The organism is Emticicia aquatica (assembly GCF_923079645.1).
Taxonomy (GTDB): Bacteria; Bacteroidota; Bacteroidia; order Cytophagales; family Spirosomataceae; genus Emticicia; species Emticicia aquatica.
In genome coordinates, this window is record NZ_CAKLPY010000001.1 from 433,506 (window position 1) to 450,283 (window position 16,778).

General features: G+C 34.9%; 16 protein-coding genes. 11 read left to right on the forward strand and 5 right to left on the reverse strand.

The window, feature by feature from the left end:
- Positions 1–549: 549 nt before the first annotated feature.
- Complete coding sequence (locus tag MJQ71_RS01820; RefSeq protein WP_238804010.1) at positions 550–690, reverse strand: hypothetical protein; 141 nt, start codon at positions 688–690, stop codon at positions 550–552.
- A 265-nt stretch (positions 691–955) separates the two neighbouring features.
- Between MJQ71_RS01820 and MJQ71_RS01825 the strand changes: the two genes are divergently transcribed.
- Complete coding sequence (locus MJQ71_RS01825; RefSeq protein ID WP_238804011.1) at positions 956–1,177, forward strand: hypothetical protein; 222 nt, start codon at positions 956–958, stop codon at positions 1,175–1,177.
- Here MJQ71_RS01825 and MJQ71_RS01830 read toward each other — a convergent pair.
- Together MJQ71_RS01830 and MJQ71_RS01835 are read right to left on the reverse strand one after the other, a co-directional pair.
- Positions 1,174–1,644, reverse strand: coding sequence for a GNAT family N-acetyltransferase (locus tag MJQ71_RS01830; RefSeq protein ID WP_238804012.1), 471 nt, complete (start codon positions 1,642–1,644; stop codon positions 1,174–1,176). The two genes, MJQ71_RS01825 and MJQ71_RS01830, sit on opposite strands and share 4 nt — an antisense overlap.
- An 8-nt stretch (positions 1,645–1,652) precedes the next feature.
- Positions 1,653–2,540, reverse strand: a complete 888-nt coding sequence (locus tag MJQ71_RS01835) for a nucleotidyltransferase family protein (RefSeq protein ID WP_238804013.1) — start codon at positions 2,538–2,540, stop codon at positions 1,653–1,655.
- Positions 2,541–2,676: 136 nt separating this feature from the next.
- Here MJQ71_RS01835 and MJQ71_RS01840 point away from each other — a divergent pair, with 136 nt between their 5' ends.
- The 8 genes from MJQ71_RS01840 to MJQ71_RS01875 all read left to right on the forward strand — a co-directional run bounded on the left by MJQ71_RS01840 (position 2,677) and on the right by MJQ71_RS01875 (position 11,723).
- The gene (locus MJQ71_RS01840; RefSeq protein ID WP_238804014.1) at positions 2,677–4,359 is read left to right on the forward strand and encodes a hypothetical protein; all 1,683 of its coding nucleotides are present in this window, start codon (positions 2,677–2,679) and stop codon (positions 4,357–4,359) included.
- A gap of 79 nt (positions 4,360–4,438) precedes the next feature.
- The gene (locus tag MJQ71_RS01845; RefSeq protein WP_238804015.1) at positions 4,439–6,463 is read left to right on the forward strand and encodes a plastocyanin/azurin family copper-binding protein; all 2,025 of its coding nucleotides are present in this window, start codon (positions 4,439–4,441) and stop codon (positions 6,461–6,463) included.
- Positions 6,464–6,482: 19 nt separating this feature from the next.
- The gene (locus tag MJQ71_RS01850; protein WP_238804016.1) at positions 6,483–7,760 is read left to right on the forward strand and encodes an McrC family protein; all 1,278 of its coding nucleotides are present in this window, start codon (positions 6,483–6,485) and stop codon (positions 7,758–7,760) included.
- Between the two features lie 73 nt (positions 7,761–7,833).
- Positions 7,834–9,141: a GntT/GntP/DsdX family permease gene (locus MJQ71_RS01855; protein WP_238804017.1), complete on the forward strand. Its 1,308-nt coding sequence runs from the start codon at positions 7,834–7,836 to the stop codon at positions 9,139–9,141.
- 57 nt (positions 9,142–9,198) lie between these two features.
- Positions 9,199–9,660 (forward strand): RidA family protein, encoded by a 462-nt coding sequence (locus MJQ71_RS01860; protein WP_238804018.1) that lies wholly within the window; start codon positions 9,199–9,201, stop codon positions 9,658–9,660.
- A gap of 17 nt (positions 9,661–9,677) precedes the next feature.
- On the forward strand, positions 9,678–10,067 hold the full coding sequence (gene gloA2, locus MJQ71_RS01865; protein ID WP_238804019.1) for an SMU1112c/YaeR family gloxylase I-like metalloprotein: 390 nt from the start codon (positions 9,678–9,680) through the stop codon (positions 10,065–10,067).
- A 56-nt stretch (positions 10,068–10,123) separates the two neighbouring features.
- Positions 10,124–11,227: a D-TA family PLP-dependent enzyme gene (locus MJQ71_RS01870; RefSeq protein ID WP_238804020.1), complete on the forward strand. Its 1,104-nt coding sequence runs from the start codon at positions 10,124–10,126 to the stop codon at positions 11,225–11,227.
- Between the two features lie 157 nt (positions 11,228–11,384).
- Entirely contained in the window at positions 11,385–11,723 is a 339-nt protein-coding gene (locus MJQ71_RS01875) for a DUF2853 family protein (protein WP_238804021.1), read from the forward strand.
- Between the two features lie 52 nt (positions 11,724–11,775).
- On the opposite strand, the gene MJQ71_RS01880 is transcribed toward MJQ71_RS01875, so the two are convergent.
- A complete protein-coding gene (locus tag MJQ71_RS01880) occupies positions 11,776–12,639 on the reverse strand; it encodes a geranylgeranylglycerol-phosphate geranylgeranyltransferase (protein WP_238804022.1) in 864 nt (287 codons plus the stop codon).
- A gap of 288 nt (positions 12,640–12,927) precedes the next feature.
- Between MJQ71_RS01880 and bshA the strand changes: the two genes are divergently transcribed.
- Positions 12,928–14,055, forward strand: a complete 1,128-nt coding sequence (gene bshA / locus MJQ71_RS01885) for an N-acetyl-alpha-D-glucosaminyl L-malate synthase BshA (RefSeq protein WP_238804023.1) — start codon at positions 12,928–12,930, stop codon at positions 14,053–14,055.
- 71 nt (positions 14,056–14,126) lie between these two features.
- On the opposite strand, the gene htpG is transcribed toward bshA, so the two are convergent.
- Positions 14,127–15,935 (reverse strand): molecular chaperone HtpG, encoded by a 1,809-nt coding sequence (htpG, locus tag MJQ71_RS01890; protein ID WP_238804024.1) that lies wholly within the window; start codon positions 15,933–15,935, stop codon positions 14,127–14,129.
- A 232-nt stretch (positions 15,936–16,167) separates the two neighbouring features.
- Here htpG and MJQ71_RS01895 point away from each other — a divergent pair, with 232 nt between their 5' ends.
- Complete coding sequence (locus MJQ71_RS01895; RefSeq protein WP_238804025.1) at positions 16,168–16,749, forward strand: hypothetical protein; 582 nt, start codon at positions 16,168–16,170, stop codon at positions 16,747–16,749.
- Positions 16,750–16,778: the final 29 nt, after the last annotated feature.

Consider the following 16,778-nt stretch of genomic DNA (forward strand, 5'->3'; position numbering starts at 1 on the left):
ATGTTTGTAAAGGCCTAATATTTTCAATTTTCATTTACCGCTCAATTCCTTCCAAAAATAGGTTGATTTGTGCAGTTTATCGAAAATGAGGAATAAAATATGTTTTTAATATAGATTTTTACAGAGTCTTAAATGAAAAAAAACTTTATAAGAATAAATAATAATCTATTGAGTGACCAAATCGAGTAATTATAGTCAAAGTTACGAGAGGATGTAAAAGAAAAATGGAGTCGAATCCAACCCCATTTTTACTGAACAATTGCTATTGAGTGAATATTTTTAATTAAGAATAATTGCTATTGAATATATAAAAGTTTCGTTTTAGAATAAAAAAACAACATTGAGTGTACCTTTAAAATGAACATTCGGTGTCCCAATTTAAGCCTTACTGGCAATTGCTATTGAATTGTATTTTTTTAAGAATTGTTAATGAGCAGAAGTAAAATTAAAGAAAATTGATTCTTTAATTAAATTGGAAGTGAATTTCGCTCAATAATATTAAAGTAACCCGAAAAATCACTTCCAACACCCCCCACAAAGGAGATTCACCTAGTTATTAGGAAGGCAAAAATGCTCATTTATGGAGGGGTTGGAGTGACCATTACGATGTCCCATATTTCTAATCGAAATAATCGTACCAATCGCAACCAAAGTGTAACCACTGATACCTAAATGCTGATTTTTGGACACTGTGATTTTAGGGTTTTTCCCTTTTTCTTTTAAGAAAAAAAAACATTCAATTAAAAAAGATTACTTTGACACCATTGGATAATTTTTTAGGAAAATTCAAAATAATCGTCAAATTAAATCCTTGAAAATTTGTAAATTTATCAATGAAAATAAATAAATTATTCAGCGGTAGCAATGTAAAATGCCAATCAAATTGGCATAGATTTTGATAAAACTGACCAATTTATGTGCAATCAAATTGTACTATTCTAATAAAAAGTAAAAAATGAAAACGGCTGCAAAAACAACCCTCAATTCAATGGAAGAAGTATTGCTCGAAATCAATACTTTAATTGAACAACAGGAAAAAGAAGATTATGCAAAAATTTTTATGGTTAGAAGAAACCTAAGCCTTACTTATGAGTCGAATTATTACTTAGAAATAATGAACGTTACGACAACAATTGGCTCAAGAACAAATGTTTGGAACGCCGAAGTTACGCTTTAAGGCAGCCGAAGCTCCATTTCGTCACTTGTAGAACGAAATCCAAATTTTTCGTAAACGGGTCTTCCGTCGTCAGAAGCATGAAGTGAAATGCGTTTATATCCCCGACTGATTGCTTCTTGTAAAATACAATTAAATATTTGCTTCCCGATTCCTTTTCCTCTCCACTTTGGAAGCGTGTAAATATTCAGAATATAAGCAATTTTTCCATCAATTAGCGTGAAACCAGGTGTAATTTGAAAAAAACACAAGCCGCTCGTTGCTACAATTTCGTTATTATTGACCGCCAACCACGCCACAAATTCATCATTTTGCATACTTTTATACAAATATTCACGAAGAGAAGTTTTCAACTCCTCTTCGCTATATTGTCGTGTTTCTGCTGCTTGAACTTCTTTCAAAAAATCAATTCTAAGTCGAACCAATTCGTCAAGGTCATTTAAATAGGCTTTACGGAAAGATGTGGTCATATTAATAATTAATAAAGTCCAGCGTTTGATAATTTTTGTAAAGCTTCCATAACCGTTGGTTTATCTTCGGGATAAGTAACGCCAAACCATTCGGATTCATTTGAGAATACCTTACATTTGCCCAAACCATTTTGGATTAAATGTGTCATTACATTCGGAATATAAAATTCGGCTTTCGGCGAATCAATATTTTTTGATGAATATTCCTTAAACATTTCGTTGATTACTGGAAAAACATTCGGCATAAATCCCCAAAAATTCATCGAAACTGGTGTGTTTTCAGCTAATTCTGTTAATTTATCTCCTTCTTCAAATACAATGGTATTATCGGCTTGACGATAGATTTTTGTTCGCTCGGTAACAACTTTCAAAAAACCATTTTCATCCAATTCACATACGCCTCTCGATACAGAACCATTTTCTGATAAGGTATTTTTGATTTGATAACCCACCATCGCATGACAAGTTTCGTCGGCGTTGTTTGAAAGAAAATCAGCCATAATCTTGAATCCTTCGTAGCCATAAAAGTCATCTGCATTGATAACCGCAAACGGTGTGTTGGTTTGTTCCCATGCACACAAAACAGCGTGTCCTGTTCCCCAAGGTTTAGTTCTTTCAACCGCTCCTAATTCGCTCGGAACATATCTCTGAACACCTTGAATGGCAAAATCGTAGTCAATTTTTCCATCTAGCTTAGGCCCAAATATTTCTTGAAAATCATTTTTTAATTCTTCTCTAATGATAAATACGATTTTCCCAAAACCAGCTTTTATAGCGTCATAAAGAGAATAATCAATGATAGTTTCGCCATTTGGACCAAATTTGTCCAATTGTTTGATGCCACCGTATCGGCTACCCATCCCTGCGGCTAAAATAAGAAGTGTTGGTTTTGACATGTATTCTTCGATTTGATATTATTTTTTCGCAAATTTACAAAACACTTTTTGGACTGTTAGAAAAACTTTGATTAATAATAATTGTATAATCGACACTTAATCTATAATTTTGCTTAACATCTAATCAATTCGGACTATGTATCTACGTTTTTTAGCATATTTTATGCTGTTTTGTGCTTCTTTGCAAAGCTATGCACAAGGTTTTTCGATGAACAAATTACCACTTGATAATTGGGATTTGGGCAATTGGAAACAAGTTGAATCTGTAAGTAATCCTTTTTCAAAAAAAGCGGCTGTTATTGCAGGAAACAATTTTTTGTTTGCTAATACGACAGGTAAAATGACGTCAAAACTGACTACTGCAGATGCAAAAGTGAGGTTTGATTTCATGCTTGGCAATAATAGCGAGGCAATTTTTTATGTACAAGGAAAACATGCCATACTTTTGAGTAATATTCGTCCGAGCGGAGCAATTATCACTAAAGATGGTGGGTTAAAATTGCCCAATCAAAATGCTAACAGAACGGCTGGACTTTGGCAAACATTGGAGTTGACTTTCTCGGAAGCGGCATTTGGAAATGCTCTTATTCTCGAAAAAGTTACTTTAAATGATGTTTTGATTCATCAAGGTTATGTTTTACCTTCAGAAGGAAAAAACGAAGGGCCAATTGTGTTTGAAAATAAAGCAGGAAGCGTAGCAATTAAAGACTTTGAATACCTGAAATATAGCAAAGAAACGCCTTTGAAATTGAGTGGACTAAGCTACAAACTATACGAAACTTACGATTGGGACAAGCAATTTGCAAAAAAGAAAACAATGCCGAATGATTCAGGAGTTGCCGAAGAATTAACTAAAGATTTTGGTGTTGGATTAAGCCGTTTTTTGTTGGTTTTTAAAGGAACTTTGGAAGTTGAAAAAGATGGAAGTTATTCATTAATAGCTGATTACGCAGGAAAAGGAGCAGTAAGTGTTGATGGAAAAGAATTATTGCCAATGATTGATGAAAGCTACCGCAAACCAAGAATTTCGTATGTAAATTTGACAAAAGGCAAGCACGCCATAGAAATTCAGTATATAAAAGTTTGGTGGAAACCTGAATTAGGATTATTTGCAGCTGGCCCCGAAATCAGACCTTATGCACTTCATTCAGAAACTTCATTGCCAACACCTCAAGCAGTTGGTGAAATTTCCATAACGCCAAAAAATGACATCGAAATGGTACGTTCATTTGTGATGTTTGATGGAAAAAAACGTACTCATGCCATTTCAATTGGTAGCTCTAAAGGGGCTCATTTTTCTTATGATTTAGACCAAGCCGCTTTACTTTACGCTTGGCGAGGTGATTTTGCAGATGTAACCGAAATGTTTCATGAACGCGGCGAACCACAACTTTTAGAGTCAAAAGGAGTTCGAACTAAGTTTTCTGGAAAACCTTCGATAGCCGTTTTACCCGATTTGAATACTGCAATGCCAGATGAATTGGATGCTTACAAAGATTTAATTTTCAAAGGCTACTCTCTTGATAATGAAGGTTTACCAACTTTTAAATATCAGTACAGTGGCTCAGAAATTTCGCAAAAAATATCACCAAATGCAGCAGGTATTTCAGTTGTAATTGCAGCCAATGGCGGTTCAAATTTATATTACAAATTAGCTGAAGGAAAAACCATTTCATTGATTGAAAAAGGTAGATATTTGGTTGATAATCAGTATATTATATTGGATGCAAAAGCAAAGCCAATTATTAGAAATTCAAAAAATGGGCAAGAAATTATTCTTCCATTAGTTGGTACAATTTCTTATGCAGTTTCTTGGTAAAATTCAAATTAATTTATCGTTGACAATAAAACGAAGTTGACGATAGACTATTTACAAAATATTCAATCAAAATAGAAAGATGAAAAAAATATTCAGTCAAGCGGTTTTTCGTAGAGCGGCATTCCTCTTGTTTTTAATCGTTGGTTTATTGGGAGCCAATGCCCAAAATAGACCTTTAGTAGAAGAAGATTTCTATCGAATTGTTACATTGCCTGTTCCCGAAGGAGTGCAGCTCGAAGTGGGTGGTTTGGCCGTTATGCCCGATGGCCGTTTGGGCGTTTCTACTCGACGTGGCGATGTTTGGTTGGTCTCAAATCCTTATATGAAGAATGGTACACCGCCAACCTATAAGCGTTTTGCTTCTGGTTTGCATGAGTCATTAGGCTTGGCTTATATTAAAGGAAATTTGTGGGCAACTCAGCGTGGTGAAGTTACAATTTTGAAAGATAATAATGCCGATGAAGTAGCTGACGAATATGAAGCTTTTTATAAATTTCCATTGTCAGGGAATTACCATGAATATTCATATGGCCCAGTTGTTTTACCTGATAATGACATGATTTATACATTAAATCTAGGCTGGGAAGGAAAAGGGGTGAGTTTGTCAAAATGGCGTGGATGGATGTTGAAAATTTCTCCTGACGGTAAAATGACTCCTTGGGCAACTGGATTACGTTCTCCAGCGGGTTTTGGAGCTTTGAAAAATGGTGATATTTTTTATACCGAAAATCAAGGCGATTGGGTTGGCTCAGGCCGAATGACTCACCTTGAAAAAGGTGATTTCGCAGGAAATCCTTCGGGTTTACGTTGGACTTCGGAAGAAGGGTCGCCTTTGAGCATTAAACCAACCGATGTGCCAGATACTGGCGAGCCACTATATGAGGTTGCGAAGCGTTTTCCGAGTATCAAAATTCCTGCGGTTTGGTTTCCCCATACTTTAATGGGTATTTCGACAGCAGATATTATTGAAGATACTTTTGGTGGAAAATTTGGCCCATTTGAAGGACAATTATTTGTTGGCGACCAAGGTCACAGCAAAATTATGCGAGTTTATTTAGAGAAAATCAATGGTAAATATCAAGGAATTTGTTTTCCATTTCGTGAAGGTTTTCAATCTGGAATTTTGCGAATGCGTTGGGGACTTGACGCTTCAATGTTTGTAGGAATGACCAGTCGAGGTTGGTCTTCAACAGGCAAAGATGAGTTTGGTTTACAGCGTTTAGAATGGACTGGAAAGATGCCTTTTGAGATGAAAACTGTCAAATCGATGACCGATGGTTTTTTGATTGAATTTACGCAACCTGTCAGCAAAGCAACCGCAAAAGCTCTTGAATCATACCAAGTAAATAGTTTTACCTATAAATACCATCATAATTATGGTAGCCCAATTATAAATGCTAAAAAGCTGAAAATCAAAGGGATACAAGTTTCAGAAGATAGTATGAGTGTACGTTTGGCTGTTGATTCTTTACGTTTGGGTTATATCCATGAACTTCGTTTAGAAGGTGTCAAAAGTTCTACTAATCGACCACTTTTGCACACTTTTGGCTATTATACTTTAAATAATATCAATTCTGAAGCAGCCCCAATGGATTTAACAAAATATGCTGTGGTGGAGAAAAAAGAAGTTGAAAACGCTCATGATGTACATAAAATGTCAGGAATGTCGAAGGGTACAAATGTAGCATCTGCCAAAAGAGTCAATGAAATGCCTGCCGATTGGAATGGTAAAGTTGACCAAACGCTTTCGGTCGGAACAAAGCCTGGTTTAAAGTTTGATGTGACTAAGTTTCAGGTAAAAGCTGGTAGCAAAATTCGTTTGATATTCAATAATAATGATGATATGCTGCATAATTTGGTAATTGTAAAGCCAAAAACTGTTACCAAGGTTGGCGAAGCAGCATTTTTGATGGGTCTTGAAGGCGAGGCAAAAGCGTACGTTCCAGCCCTCGATGAAGTACTTTTTCATACAGGTTTGATGCAGCCTGAAAGTCAAGAAATTATTTATTTTGAAGCTCCAAGCACACCTGGAGATTATACGTTTGTTTGTACTTATCCTGGTCATTATACGCTTATGCAAGGGATAATAAAAGTGGTTAAATAATACTTTTATATTTCATAAAATGCCACAAACAATTTCCGAATTTGGAATCATCAAAAAAGCAAGTGATTATGATTTGCCCGATGATACATTTTCGGAAATTTTTGTTTCTGATAAAACCTTTTTAAGCCTTAAATCGTTGGCTTTCTCTGGTGCTAATGATTTGATATTTAGTTATTTAACTCAAAAAGGAAAAGAACAGATTAGGGTTAAAAACTATGTTGGTCTGATTCAAACTTCCAATGGAAAACAAATTGAAATTTTGCCTAAATCTACGGCAAATTCGCCCAAAGAAGCCCGCAAAATCTTGCTCAAAATGCTGCGAGTTTTGCCTAATTCTCCTTATCAATCTTTATCAAATACTTTTCTGGAAGTTTGTCATTTACCACTTTTCGAGATTTTCGTAAATGTGTTTTTGCAAGAGTTAGAAAAACTATTGTCACAAGGTTTAGGTAGAAATTTTGAACAGCAAGAATTAGATGAAGTTTTTGTAAAAGGAAAGATTTTAATAGCAGAAAACATTCGGCGAAATGTCATTAATAAAGAACGATTTTATATCGCTTATGATGAATTTAAAGCTGATATTCCTGCAAACAGAATCCTCAAATATTGTTTACAAATACTTTATAGTCAGTATTTTAATAGTAAAACTCAGCAACGAATATCAAAAAATATGAGTGTATTTGAAGAAGTGAGTTTGCCAACAAATATTGACCAAGATTTAAAACAATCAATGCTGAAAAATCCACTTTTTGTTAGGTATGAAAAATTACTTAATTGGGCAAATGTATTTATAAAAGGCCATTCGTTTTTGCCTTTTGCAGGAAATAATCTTCAATTAGGTTTGTTATTTCCGATGGAGATTTTATTTGAAAATTACGTTGGAAAACTATTTAAAAAAAACTTTGCAGACAGTTTTCAAATTACATTGCAAGATAAAGCTAAGTACTTGATTGATAGTCATTTAGAGAAACCTAAATTTCGATTAATTCCTGATATTGTACTTCAAAATGACAAACAAACTTTTGTGTTCGATACAAAATGGAAACTGATTAATGCCACAAAACCTAAGCAAAATTATGGTATCGAACAATCTGATTTATACCAAATATATGCTTACGGCAAAAAGTACAAGGCTAAACAACTTTTTTTGATTTATCCAGCCAACGAAAACTTCAAAACGCCACTACAAGTATTTGATTATGAAGCTGATATGAGCCTACAAATTTTACCTTTCGATTTAAGCGGTGAAGTTAAGATTGAAATAGAGAAGATTAAGCAAATTTTTAAGGCTTCATAGGTTTTATATTGATTGAACAATAGTTGATGAAAATTATTATCTTGCATCATCATATTCAACCCTTCTATAAAAAATGCCGATTTTACTTACCTTTTTGGCTATCTTGGCACTTGTTGTGCTGGTGGCTTATGTCAAACTTGACACTTTTATCTCTTTCATTTTAGTTGCTATTGGTTTAGGAATTGCTACAGGAATGGACGTCACTGCCATCGGAAAATCCATTCAAACTGGTATTGGTGGTACTCTCGGAGATTTAATTTTAATCATTGGTTTTGGAGCAATGCTCGGTAAATTAGTAGCCGAAAGTGGTGCTGCTCAACGCATTACAGATGCTTTAATCAATGTTTTTGGTGAAAAATACTTGCAGTGGGGACTAGCTTTAGCAGGATTTATTATCGGTATTCCGCTGTTTTATAATGCAGGTTTTATCATAGTTGTTCCACTTATTTTTTCAATTGCTGCTTCAACAAAATTACCCATTCTTTATGTTGGAATGCCCATGCTGACTGCTCTTTCGGTGGCTCATGGATATTTACCGCCGCATCCTTCGCCTGCTGCCATTGCAACCCAGCTAAAGGCTGATGTTGGTCAAACTTTGCTCTACGGAATTATTGTTGCAATTCCTGCAATCGCGATAGCAGGGCCAATATTTGGACGTACTTTAAAGAAATATAAACCTCAAATTGATGGAAATTTGTTTGTAATTAAAGCTATTCCAAAAGAAAAACAACCAAGTTTAGCCATAAGCTTATTAGTTGCTTTAATGCCTGTTTTCTTACTGACTTTTACATCGTTTATTAAAAAGTTCTTCCCTGATAATCAGTTAATTAAACTCATTTCGGAGCCTTATATTGGGATGTTGCTTTCGCTATTGTTGGCCATGTACTTGCTCGGAATCCGTCAAGGCGAAAACATCAAAACCGTTAGTAAACAACTCGAGGAAGCCTTTAAAAGTAGTGCCGTAATTTTATTGATTATTGCAGGAGCAGGGGCTTTGAAACAAATTTTGAAAGATAGCGGAACAAGTGATTTTATCGGACTGCAATTACAAGGTTTAGCTATTAATCCGCTAATTTTAGGTTGGGCGATGGCTGGCGTTTTACGTATTTGTGTTGGTTCGGCAACTATTGCAGGTTTGACAGCCGTTGGAATTTTGGCTCCGTTAATTCAACACCAAACAGGTATAAAGCCAGAGCTAATGGTTTTGTCAATTGGTGCAGGTAGCTTGATGTTTTCACACTTGAATGATGGAGGATTTTGGCTTTTCAAAGAATATTTCAATTTGTCAATAAAAGATACACTCAAAACTTGGACAGTTATGGAAACGATTGTTTCTGTGGTTGGACTGGTTGGGGTACTGATTTTGAATTTATTTGTGTAGAATTTTATCAAAAAATCGTTATTAATAGAATTTACAATATATTTCTCAACAAAACTTATGACAGCAGAAGAAAATTTCGCAAATCTAAATCTTGAATTACCTCCCGCACCAACTCCAATGGGTGTTTATAAACCTTGCTTAATCGTTGATAATTTTATCTATGTTTCAGGACATGGAACAGTACAAATGGATGGTTCTCGTATTATCGGTCGTATCGGTGAAGATATGGATATTGAAGCAGGAAAATTGGCTGCACGACAAGTTGGACTAGCTATTTTATCGACATTGAAAGCTAATCTTGGTAGCCTCGACCGAATCAAAAGAGTAATAAAAGTACTAGGAATGGTCAATTGTACGGCTGATTTTGAGCGTCATCCTTATGTAATTAATGGTTGTAGCGAGTTATTTGCTGCGGTTTGGGGAACTGAAAATGGTATCGGTGTTCGTTCGGCGGTTGGTTTTGGTTCTTTGCCCGAAAATATTCCTGTTGAAATAGAAGCAATGTTTGAATTAGCTTAAATGATTTTCTGAAAAATATGCTTAAAATTAACAAGGTTCATCATGTAGCAATTATTGCTTCAAACTACGAAAAATCAAAGCACTTTTATACACAAATACTTGGTTTACAGGTAATTAGAGAAGTATATCGTGAAGCACGAGATTCATATAAACTAGATTTGGCTATTGGAGAAAACTACGTCATTGAACTTTTTTCTTTTCCAAATCCACCTGCTCGACCTTCTCGTCCAGAATCTTGTGGTTTGAGGCATTTGGCTTTTGAGGTTGAAGACGTGGCTAAAGCTAAATCTACGATTGAAGCAAAAGGAATAGAGGTAGAAGCTATTAGAATTGACGAATTTACAGGTAAAAAATTTACGTTTTTTGCAGACCCAGATGATTTGCCAATCGAATTTTATGAACAGTAATTGCTTCATTATTTAGTAGCTCATTCAAATATTTATGTTTATTCAAGATTTTAAAAATGTGGTATAAAATCAACAACGAGAATTTATTAGATTCTCCTTCTTTGGTTATTTATAAGGCAAGAGTTGAGCAAAATATCAACAAAATGATAACTATTGCTGGTTCAGCCGAACGTTTGCTCACACATGTGAAGACTAACAAAATGCCCGAAGTCGTAAAAATGATGCTCAATGCGGGAATCACTAAGTTTAAATGTGCAACCATTGCTGAAGCTGAAATGACGGCTATGGCTGGGGGAAAATATATCTTGATTTCGCACCAATTAGTTGGTCCAAAAATTGAACGTTTGGTTAAACTTCGTCAGAAATACCCCGATATTTTCTTTGCATCGCTCATTGATTCGACTGAAATTGCAGATGCTCATAATGATGTTTTTGAGCAAAATAACCTCATTTCCGATGTTTTCTTAGATGTAAACAACGGAATGAATAGGTCTGGTCACGAATTAAACGACCAGATTTTAGATTTATACAAAAAACTGAGTAACTCTTCACACCTTAAAATACACGGCTTGCATGTGTATGATGGGCATTTACGAGCGAGTGATTTCGACGAACGAAAAAAAGAATGTGATGCAGGTTTTGTCGATGTAAAACATTTCCTCGAAGCCATCGAAGCAGAGGGCTTATCGAAGCCAATGGTTATTGCGGGAGGCACTCCTGCTTTTACCTCACATGCCTTACGAGACGAAACATTTTGCAGCCCTGGCACATGTGTTTTATGGGATTGGGGCTACGGAGATAAACTTTCCGAACAAAATTTTGAGTATGCTGCTTTGATTCTGACGCGTGTTATTTCAAAACCAAAGCAAGGTATTATCACGGTTGATATGGGGCATAAATCCGTAGCGGCTGAAAACCTAATTGATAAACGAATTAGGTTCTTGAATTTAGAAAACTATGAACTTATTGGACAAAGCGAAGAACATGGCGTTTTGGCCGTAAAAGATTGGGATGCTGTAAAAGTTGGTGACGTTTTGTATGGAATTCCATACCACGTTTGTCCAACCGTAAATTTATACGACGAAGCATATGTTGTTGATAATCAATATGTTAATGAAGTTTGGAGCGTGCTTGGACGAAAAAGAAGAATTATACTTTAGTTTAAAAATAAACCGTAAAAGTATAGCTAGCATTTTAAATTAAATGATGCCTAATGTTTCTTTAAAAATAACCTTGAAATGTTTGGAAAAGATAAGATTTTATTTAAAATTTACAAAAAAATCATTCATTCCATTAACATCCAAAATCATTAAAATTATGAGTAAATTAGCAGAAGCAATAGAAACTTATGTAGCACAATCAAACGAGTTAGGTTTAGGTTTAAGTGAAGAATTAATAACTGCTGTTGCAAAAGGTCTTGGACCATCTATCTATAACGCAGATTCTTCAAAAGTATCTGGTTCAGACCCAGATGAGTTAGCTCGTGTAAAAAACAATTATTTAATTGGAAAATTAGGTTTATCTGATGGACCAGAACTTGATGCAGCAATCGCTGAAGTGATGGAACAAATGGGTACATCAAATCGTAATAAATATCGTGCAAACGTATATGCACTTCTTTGCAAAAAATTCGGTAAAGAAGGTATCTATGCTTAATTAATAATATTAAATTCTAGGAAGCGACATAAAGTAATTTATGTCGCTTTTTTTATACAAAAATCATACTTCCAATTCCGAATAGCATAATGATTTTACAAACTCGGCTCAAAAACGAAAAATCCTTTCTTTTATCTGCCCAATAAAGTTTATTAATCAGCCATGAAAAAGGTAAAATTCCGAGACTAAATAAGATAATTAGATATTGGTTTTGAAGCGAATATGCCATCGAAATCAAAATAATGACAAATGAAACGATGAATGAATAAAGTAATATTTTGGTACGCCTGATTCCCCATATAATGGGTAGCGTTCGGCAGCCGTAACGAGCATCGCCTCTGATATCTTCCATGTCTTTTATGATTTCTCGAATCAACGAAATGAAGAAAGCAAACAAAGCATAAATATTGACCAAAAGAATGTTTTTTTGATAGTAAATAGACAAAATACTGAGCGAGAATGCAGTAAGAAATGCCACCAAAAAATTACCAATAAATGCTTTTCTTTTAAACCTTTCGGAATAAAACCAAAGTGCTGCAATAGCTAAAAAATTAACTAGAAAAACTTTTAAACTCAACAGAAAACCAATAGCTAAACCCATAAAATTAAATATTTGGTGAATAAACATAGCTTTTCGTCGCTTGAAATATTTACCTATAATTACTTCCTGAGGTTTGTTTATTAAATCAATTTTTACATCAAAATAGTCGTTGATGATGTAGCCAGCCGCAGCGATACTAATGGTAGCTAAAACAATCATAAATTGCTTATAGTCAAGCAGATAATCGAGCCAATTTTCTTTTGGCCCAATCAGAAAAATCCTGACCATGTATTGGTTCAATACCACAATCAAAATATTTCGAGACCGTATTAGTCTGAAAAATGCCTTGAGAGTTTCTATGGAGTCGTAGTTCATTGATTAAAGATATGAAAATTAACGACCATTTGCAAGTGATATTTAACTAGGTCAGAAAGTGTTTTTCATCGAAATGATTAGTTTTTATCAGATTTATGAAGAAAAATTAGAAGTATAATGCTGTTTTTTATTAGAAATCAACGAAAGTTTTTGCAGTGAAAAAGAATAATAATTTGATAATTTTTTTTTTTGGGACTTTTTCTGAAAAATTTTGTTGTATTAAAAAGCAAAGAATTATTTATCATAATATGCTTATATACAGTAAAATAAAGCATATAAAAAGCACCTATGAAAATCGGAATCGTATGTTATCCTACCTTTGGTGGAAGTGGCGTTGTGGCTACTGAACTCGGAAAAGGTCTTGCAAAAAATGGTCATCAAGTACATTTTATTACTTATACCCAACCTGCTCGCTTAGATTTTTTTAACGAAAATATTTTCTATCACGAAGTAAATATTGCCAGTTATCCACTTTTTCAATACCCGCCTTACGAATCTGCATTGGCTGGTAAAATGGTAGATGTAGTAAAATATGAAAAATTAGATGTTCTGCACGTTCATTATGCAATTCCGCACGCAACTTCGGCCTTTTTAGCAAAGCAAATTTTAAAATGTCATGGAATAAATATTCCTGTGGTTACGACTTTGCACGGAACAGATATTACGATTGTTGGTAAAGATGCGTCGTTAGCTCCCGTTGTGACTTTCAGTATTAACGAATCTGATGGTGTAACTACGGTTTCTGCCGATTTAAGAAAAGATACTTACGAAGCATTTGACATAAAGAAAGAAATTGAAGTGATTCCAAACTTTGTTGATTTGGAACGTTTCAAAAAGCAGCGGAAAGAACATTTCAAACGAATTATTTGTCCGAATGACGAAAAATTATTGGTTCATACGTCCAACTTTCGTCGGGTAAAAAGAATTGAAGATATTATTCAAATATTTGCCAAACTAAAAAAACAAATTCCTAGTAAATTGCTACTCGTTGGAGATGGCCCCGAACGTGGGCCAATGGAACAATTAAGCCGTGACTTGAATTTAGGCGAAGATGTACGTTTTGTTGGGAAATTGGATGCAATCGAAGAGGTTTTATCAGTAGCAGATTTGTTTTTGATGCCTTCCGAAAAAGAAAGTTTTGGTTTGGCTGCTTTGGAAGCAATGGCCTGCGAAGTACCTGTAATCTCGTCTAATACTGGTGGTTTACCCGAATTAAATGTTCAAGGCGTAACTGGTTTTTTGAGTAATGTAGGCGATGTAGATGACATGGTGAAAAATGCCATTTATATTTTGCAAGATGAAAATTTGCCAACTTTCAAAGCAAACGCACTTGCACGTGCGAGAGAATTTGATATTACGAATATAGTACCGATGTACGAAAGATATTATGAGAAAGTTTTGAGAGGCGAATCGTGATAAATTTTAATGCTAAAAAGAAGCCCTTACCTGTTTATCAAGTAAGGGCTTCTTTTTTTGTTTTGGTATGTTTACAAGCCAGCAACTGTTCGTTCTACAAATTTTGTCAAATCAGCACCAGTAAGCATTCCTTGTGCCAATAATCCCAAATCGTAGAGTTGTTTTGTAAGTGCTTTTTGGGCTTCGGTATCTTCGGTTTTCAATAATTTGCTTATCAAACTATGATTCGCATTTACTACCACATTATTTCCCATCGGCATCATACCAAACATATCTCCCTGACCACTGATGCGTTGCATATCTTTCCAACGACGCATAAATTCGGGCTGAACAATGCTAATAGGCATTTCGTCGGCAGGAAGAGATTCTAATTGAATGGTATTATTGCCAGCTACTTCTTTGAATAATTCTTCAACTTTCTTTTTCTCGTCATCGCTCAAAACACTTTCTAGGTTTAGGCCTTTGTCAATCAACTTGTCTATACTATCCGAGTCAACTCTTTTGAAAGTAGTTTTTTCTAATTTAGATTCCAGAGCGTTAATAAAATGAGCATCCAACGGCGAATCCATCACCAAAACATCGTATTCACGTTTTCTAGCTGAAGTTATAAACGCATCTTGCTGATTAACGTCATTGGCATACAAACAAACCACTTGGTCTTCTTTATTGGTCTGATTTGTCTGTACTTTTTCACGGTATTCGTCAAGCGTAAAGTGCTTTCCATCAGTGTTTTTCAATAGAATAAATTCTTTTGCACGGTCGTAAAATTTGTCATCCGAAACAATTCCGTATTTAACAAAAACACCCACACTTTCCCATTTCTCCTCAAAACCAGTACGGTCATTACGGAAGATTTCTTGTAATTTATCGGCAACTTTTTTAGTGATATGCGAATTAATTTTCTTCACATTACCATCTGCCTGTAAATAGCTACGAGAAACATTTAAAGGAATATCTGGCGAATCAATTACGCCATGTAGCATTTGCAGGAATTCGGGTACAACATCTTTTACATCGTCTGTTATGAAAACTTGACGGCTATATAATTGTACTTTATCACGATTGAGTTGAAAATCTTTTTTGATTTTCGGGAAATACAAAACACCCGTTAGGTTAAATGGATAATCAACGTTAAGGTGAATCCAAAAAAGTGGTTCTTCACCGAATGGATAAAGCTCTTTGTAGAAAGCTTTATAATCTTCATCGGTTAAATCTGAAGGTGATTTTGTCCAAATTGGATTTGGATTATTAATTACTTTTCCGTCAAATTCGATTTCAATTGGCAAGAATTTGGCATATTTTTCAAGTATTCCGCTAATTCTGAAATTATCCAAGAATTCTTCTGAGTCAGCACCAACATGTAGAATAATATCTGTTCCACGGTCAGTTTTTTCAACTTCGGTAATTTCAAATTCGGTGCTACCATCGCAAATCCAACGAGCAGGTGTTTCATCACGGAATGATTTTGTGATGATTTCTACGTTTTCTGCAACCATAAATGCCGAATAGAATCCTAAACCGAATTGCCCAATTATTTGATTGGTATCTGGTGTATCTTTGTATTTTTCTAAGAACTCTTTCGCTCCAGAAAAAGCAATTTGATTAATATATTTTTTGATGTCTTCAGCATTCATCCCAATTCCTTTGTCAGAAATAGTGATGGTTTTTGCTTCTTTATCGACCGAAACTTTAATGGTTAACTCGCCTAACTCGCCATCGAACTCACCCATTGAAGCTAGTTTTTTTAGCTTTTGAGTGGCATCAACTGCATTGGAAACCAACTCACGCAAGAAGATTTCGTGGTCGGAATAAAGAAATTTTTTGATGATTGGAAAAATATTTTCCGTGTTAATCGAAATTGTACCTTTTTCAGCTACCATAATTTATTGACATTTTTACATGAATACAAATCTTTGAGGCTATGAAACCCACCGAATCCTAACTATCAAAGGCTGTTCCAAAGCATCAAAAACTGACAGATTGGCAGAAATGGAAAATTTATGAATAGTAATATATACTAATCTTACCTTAAATTATGTTTATTCGGATATTAAGTTTAACGTAATTTTGGCTTTGATTAACAATGCTGAAAACTAACCACTAAATACAACCGTGAAAAAACTCCTCATTATTTGTTCTTTTTTTGCTATTTCATCACAAACTTTCGCTCAAGCAGAATTCCATACACCATTTCGTTGGGATATCGGGATGCACTATGCTCGACCGAGTAATTATGGAGTTGGCATTGGTATTTTTACCGAACCAAAATATTTAGTTACGGATAATGTATCGGTTGGTTTGAGAGCTGAAGCAACTGTTCTTGGGCGATTAAAAACAAATGCGTCCCCCGATGCTGGCGGTTCGTTAGGTTGGGTAACATCATTGCTCGCAATTTCTGATTATCATTTTGGTGATACAAAAATTCGTCCTACTATCGGTTTTGGAATGGGACTCTATCGTCCGACGGCCGCATCATACAGCAAAGGCGATATGTATCCTGAACTGGCTCGTGGTAGCAAATTTGGTATCTCTCCAAGATTTGGGTTAGACATTTGGCACTTTAGATTATCGGCTGATTATAATTTTATTTTCGGACAAAGAAATCTTATTGATGGACAAAGCATTGACCTCAACCAAAATCATTTAAGTATAAAATTGGGCATTTTCTTTGGAGGTGGGCTAAGGGAGGAGTAAGCTAAGTAGATATTTTCAATGAAATTTAC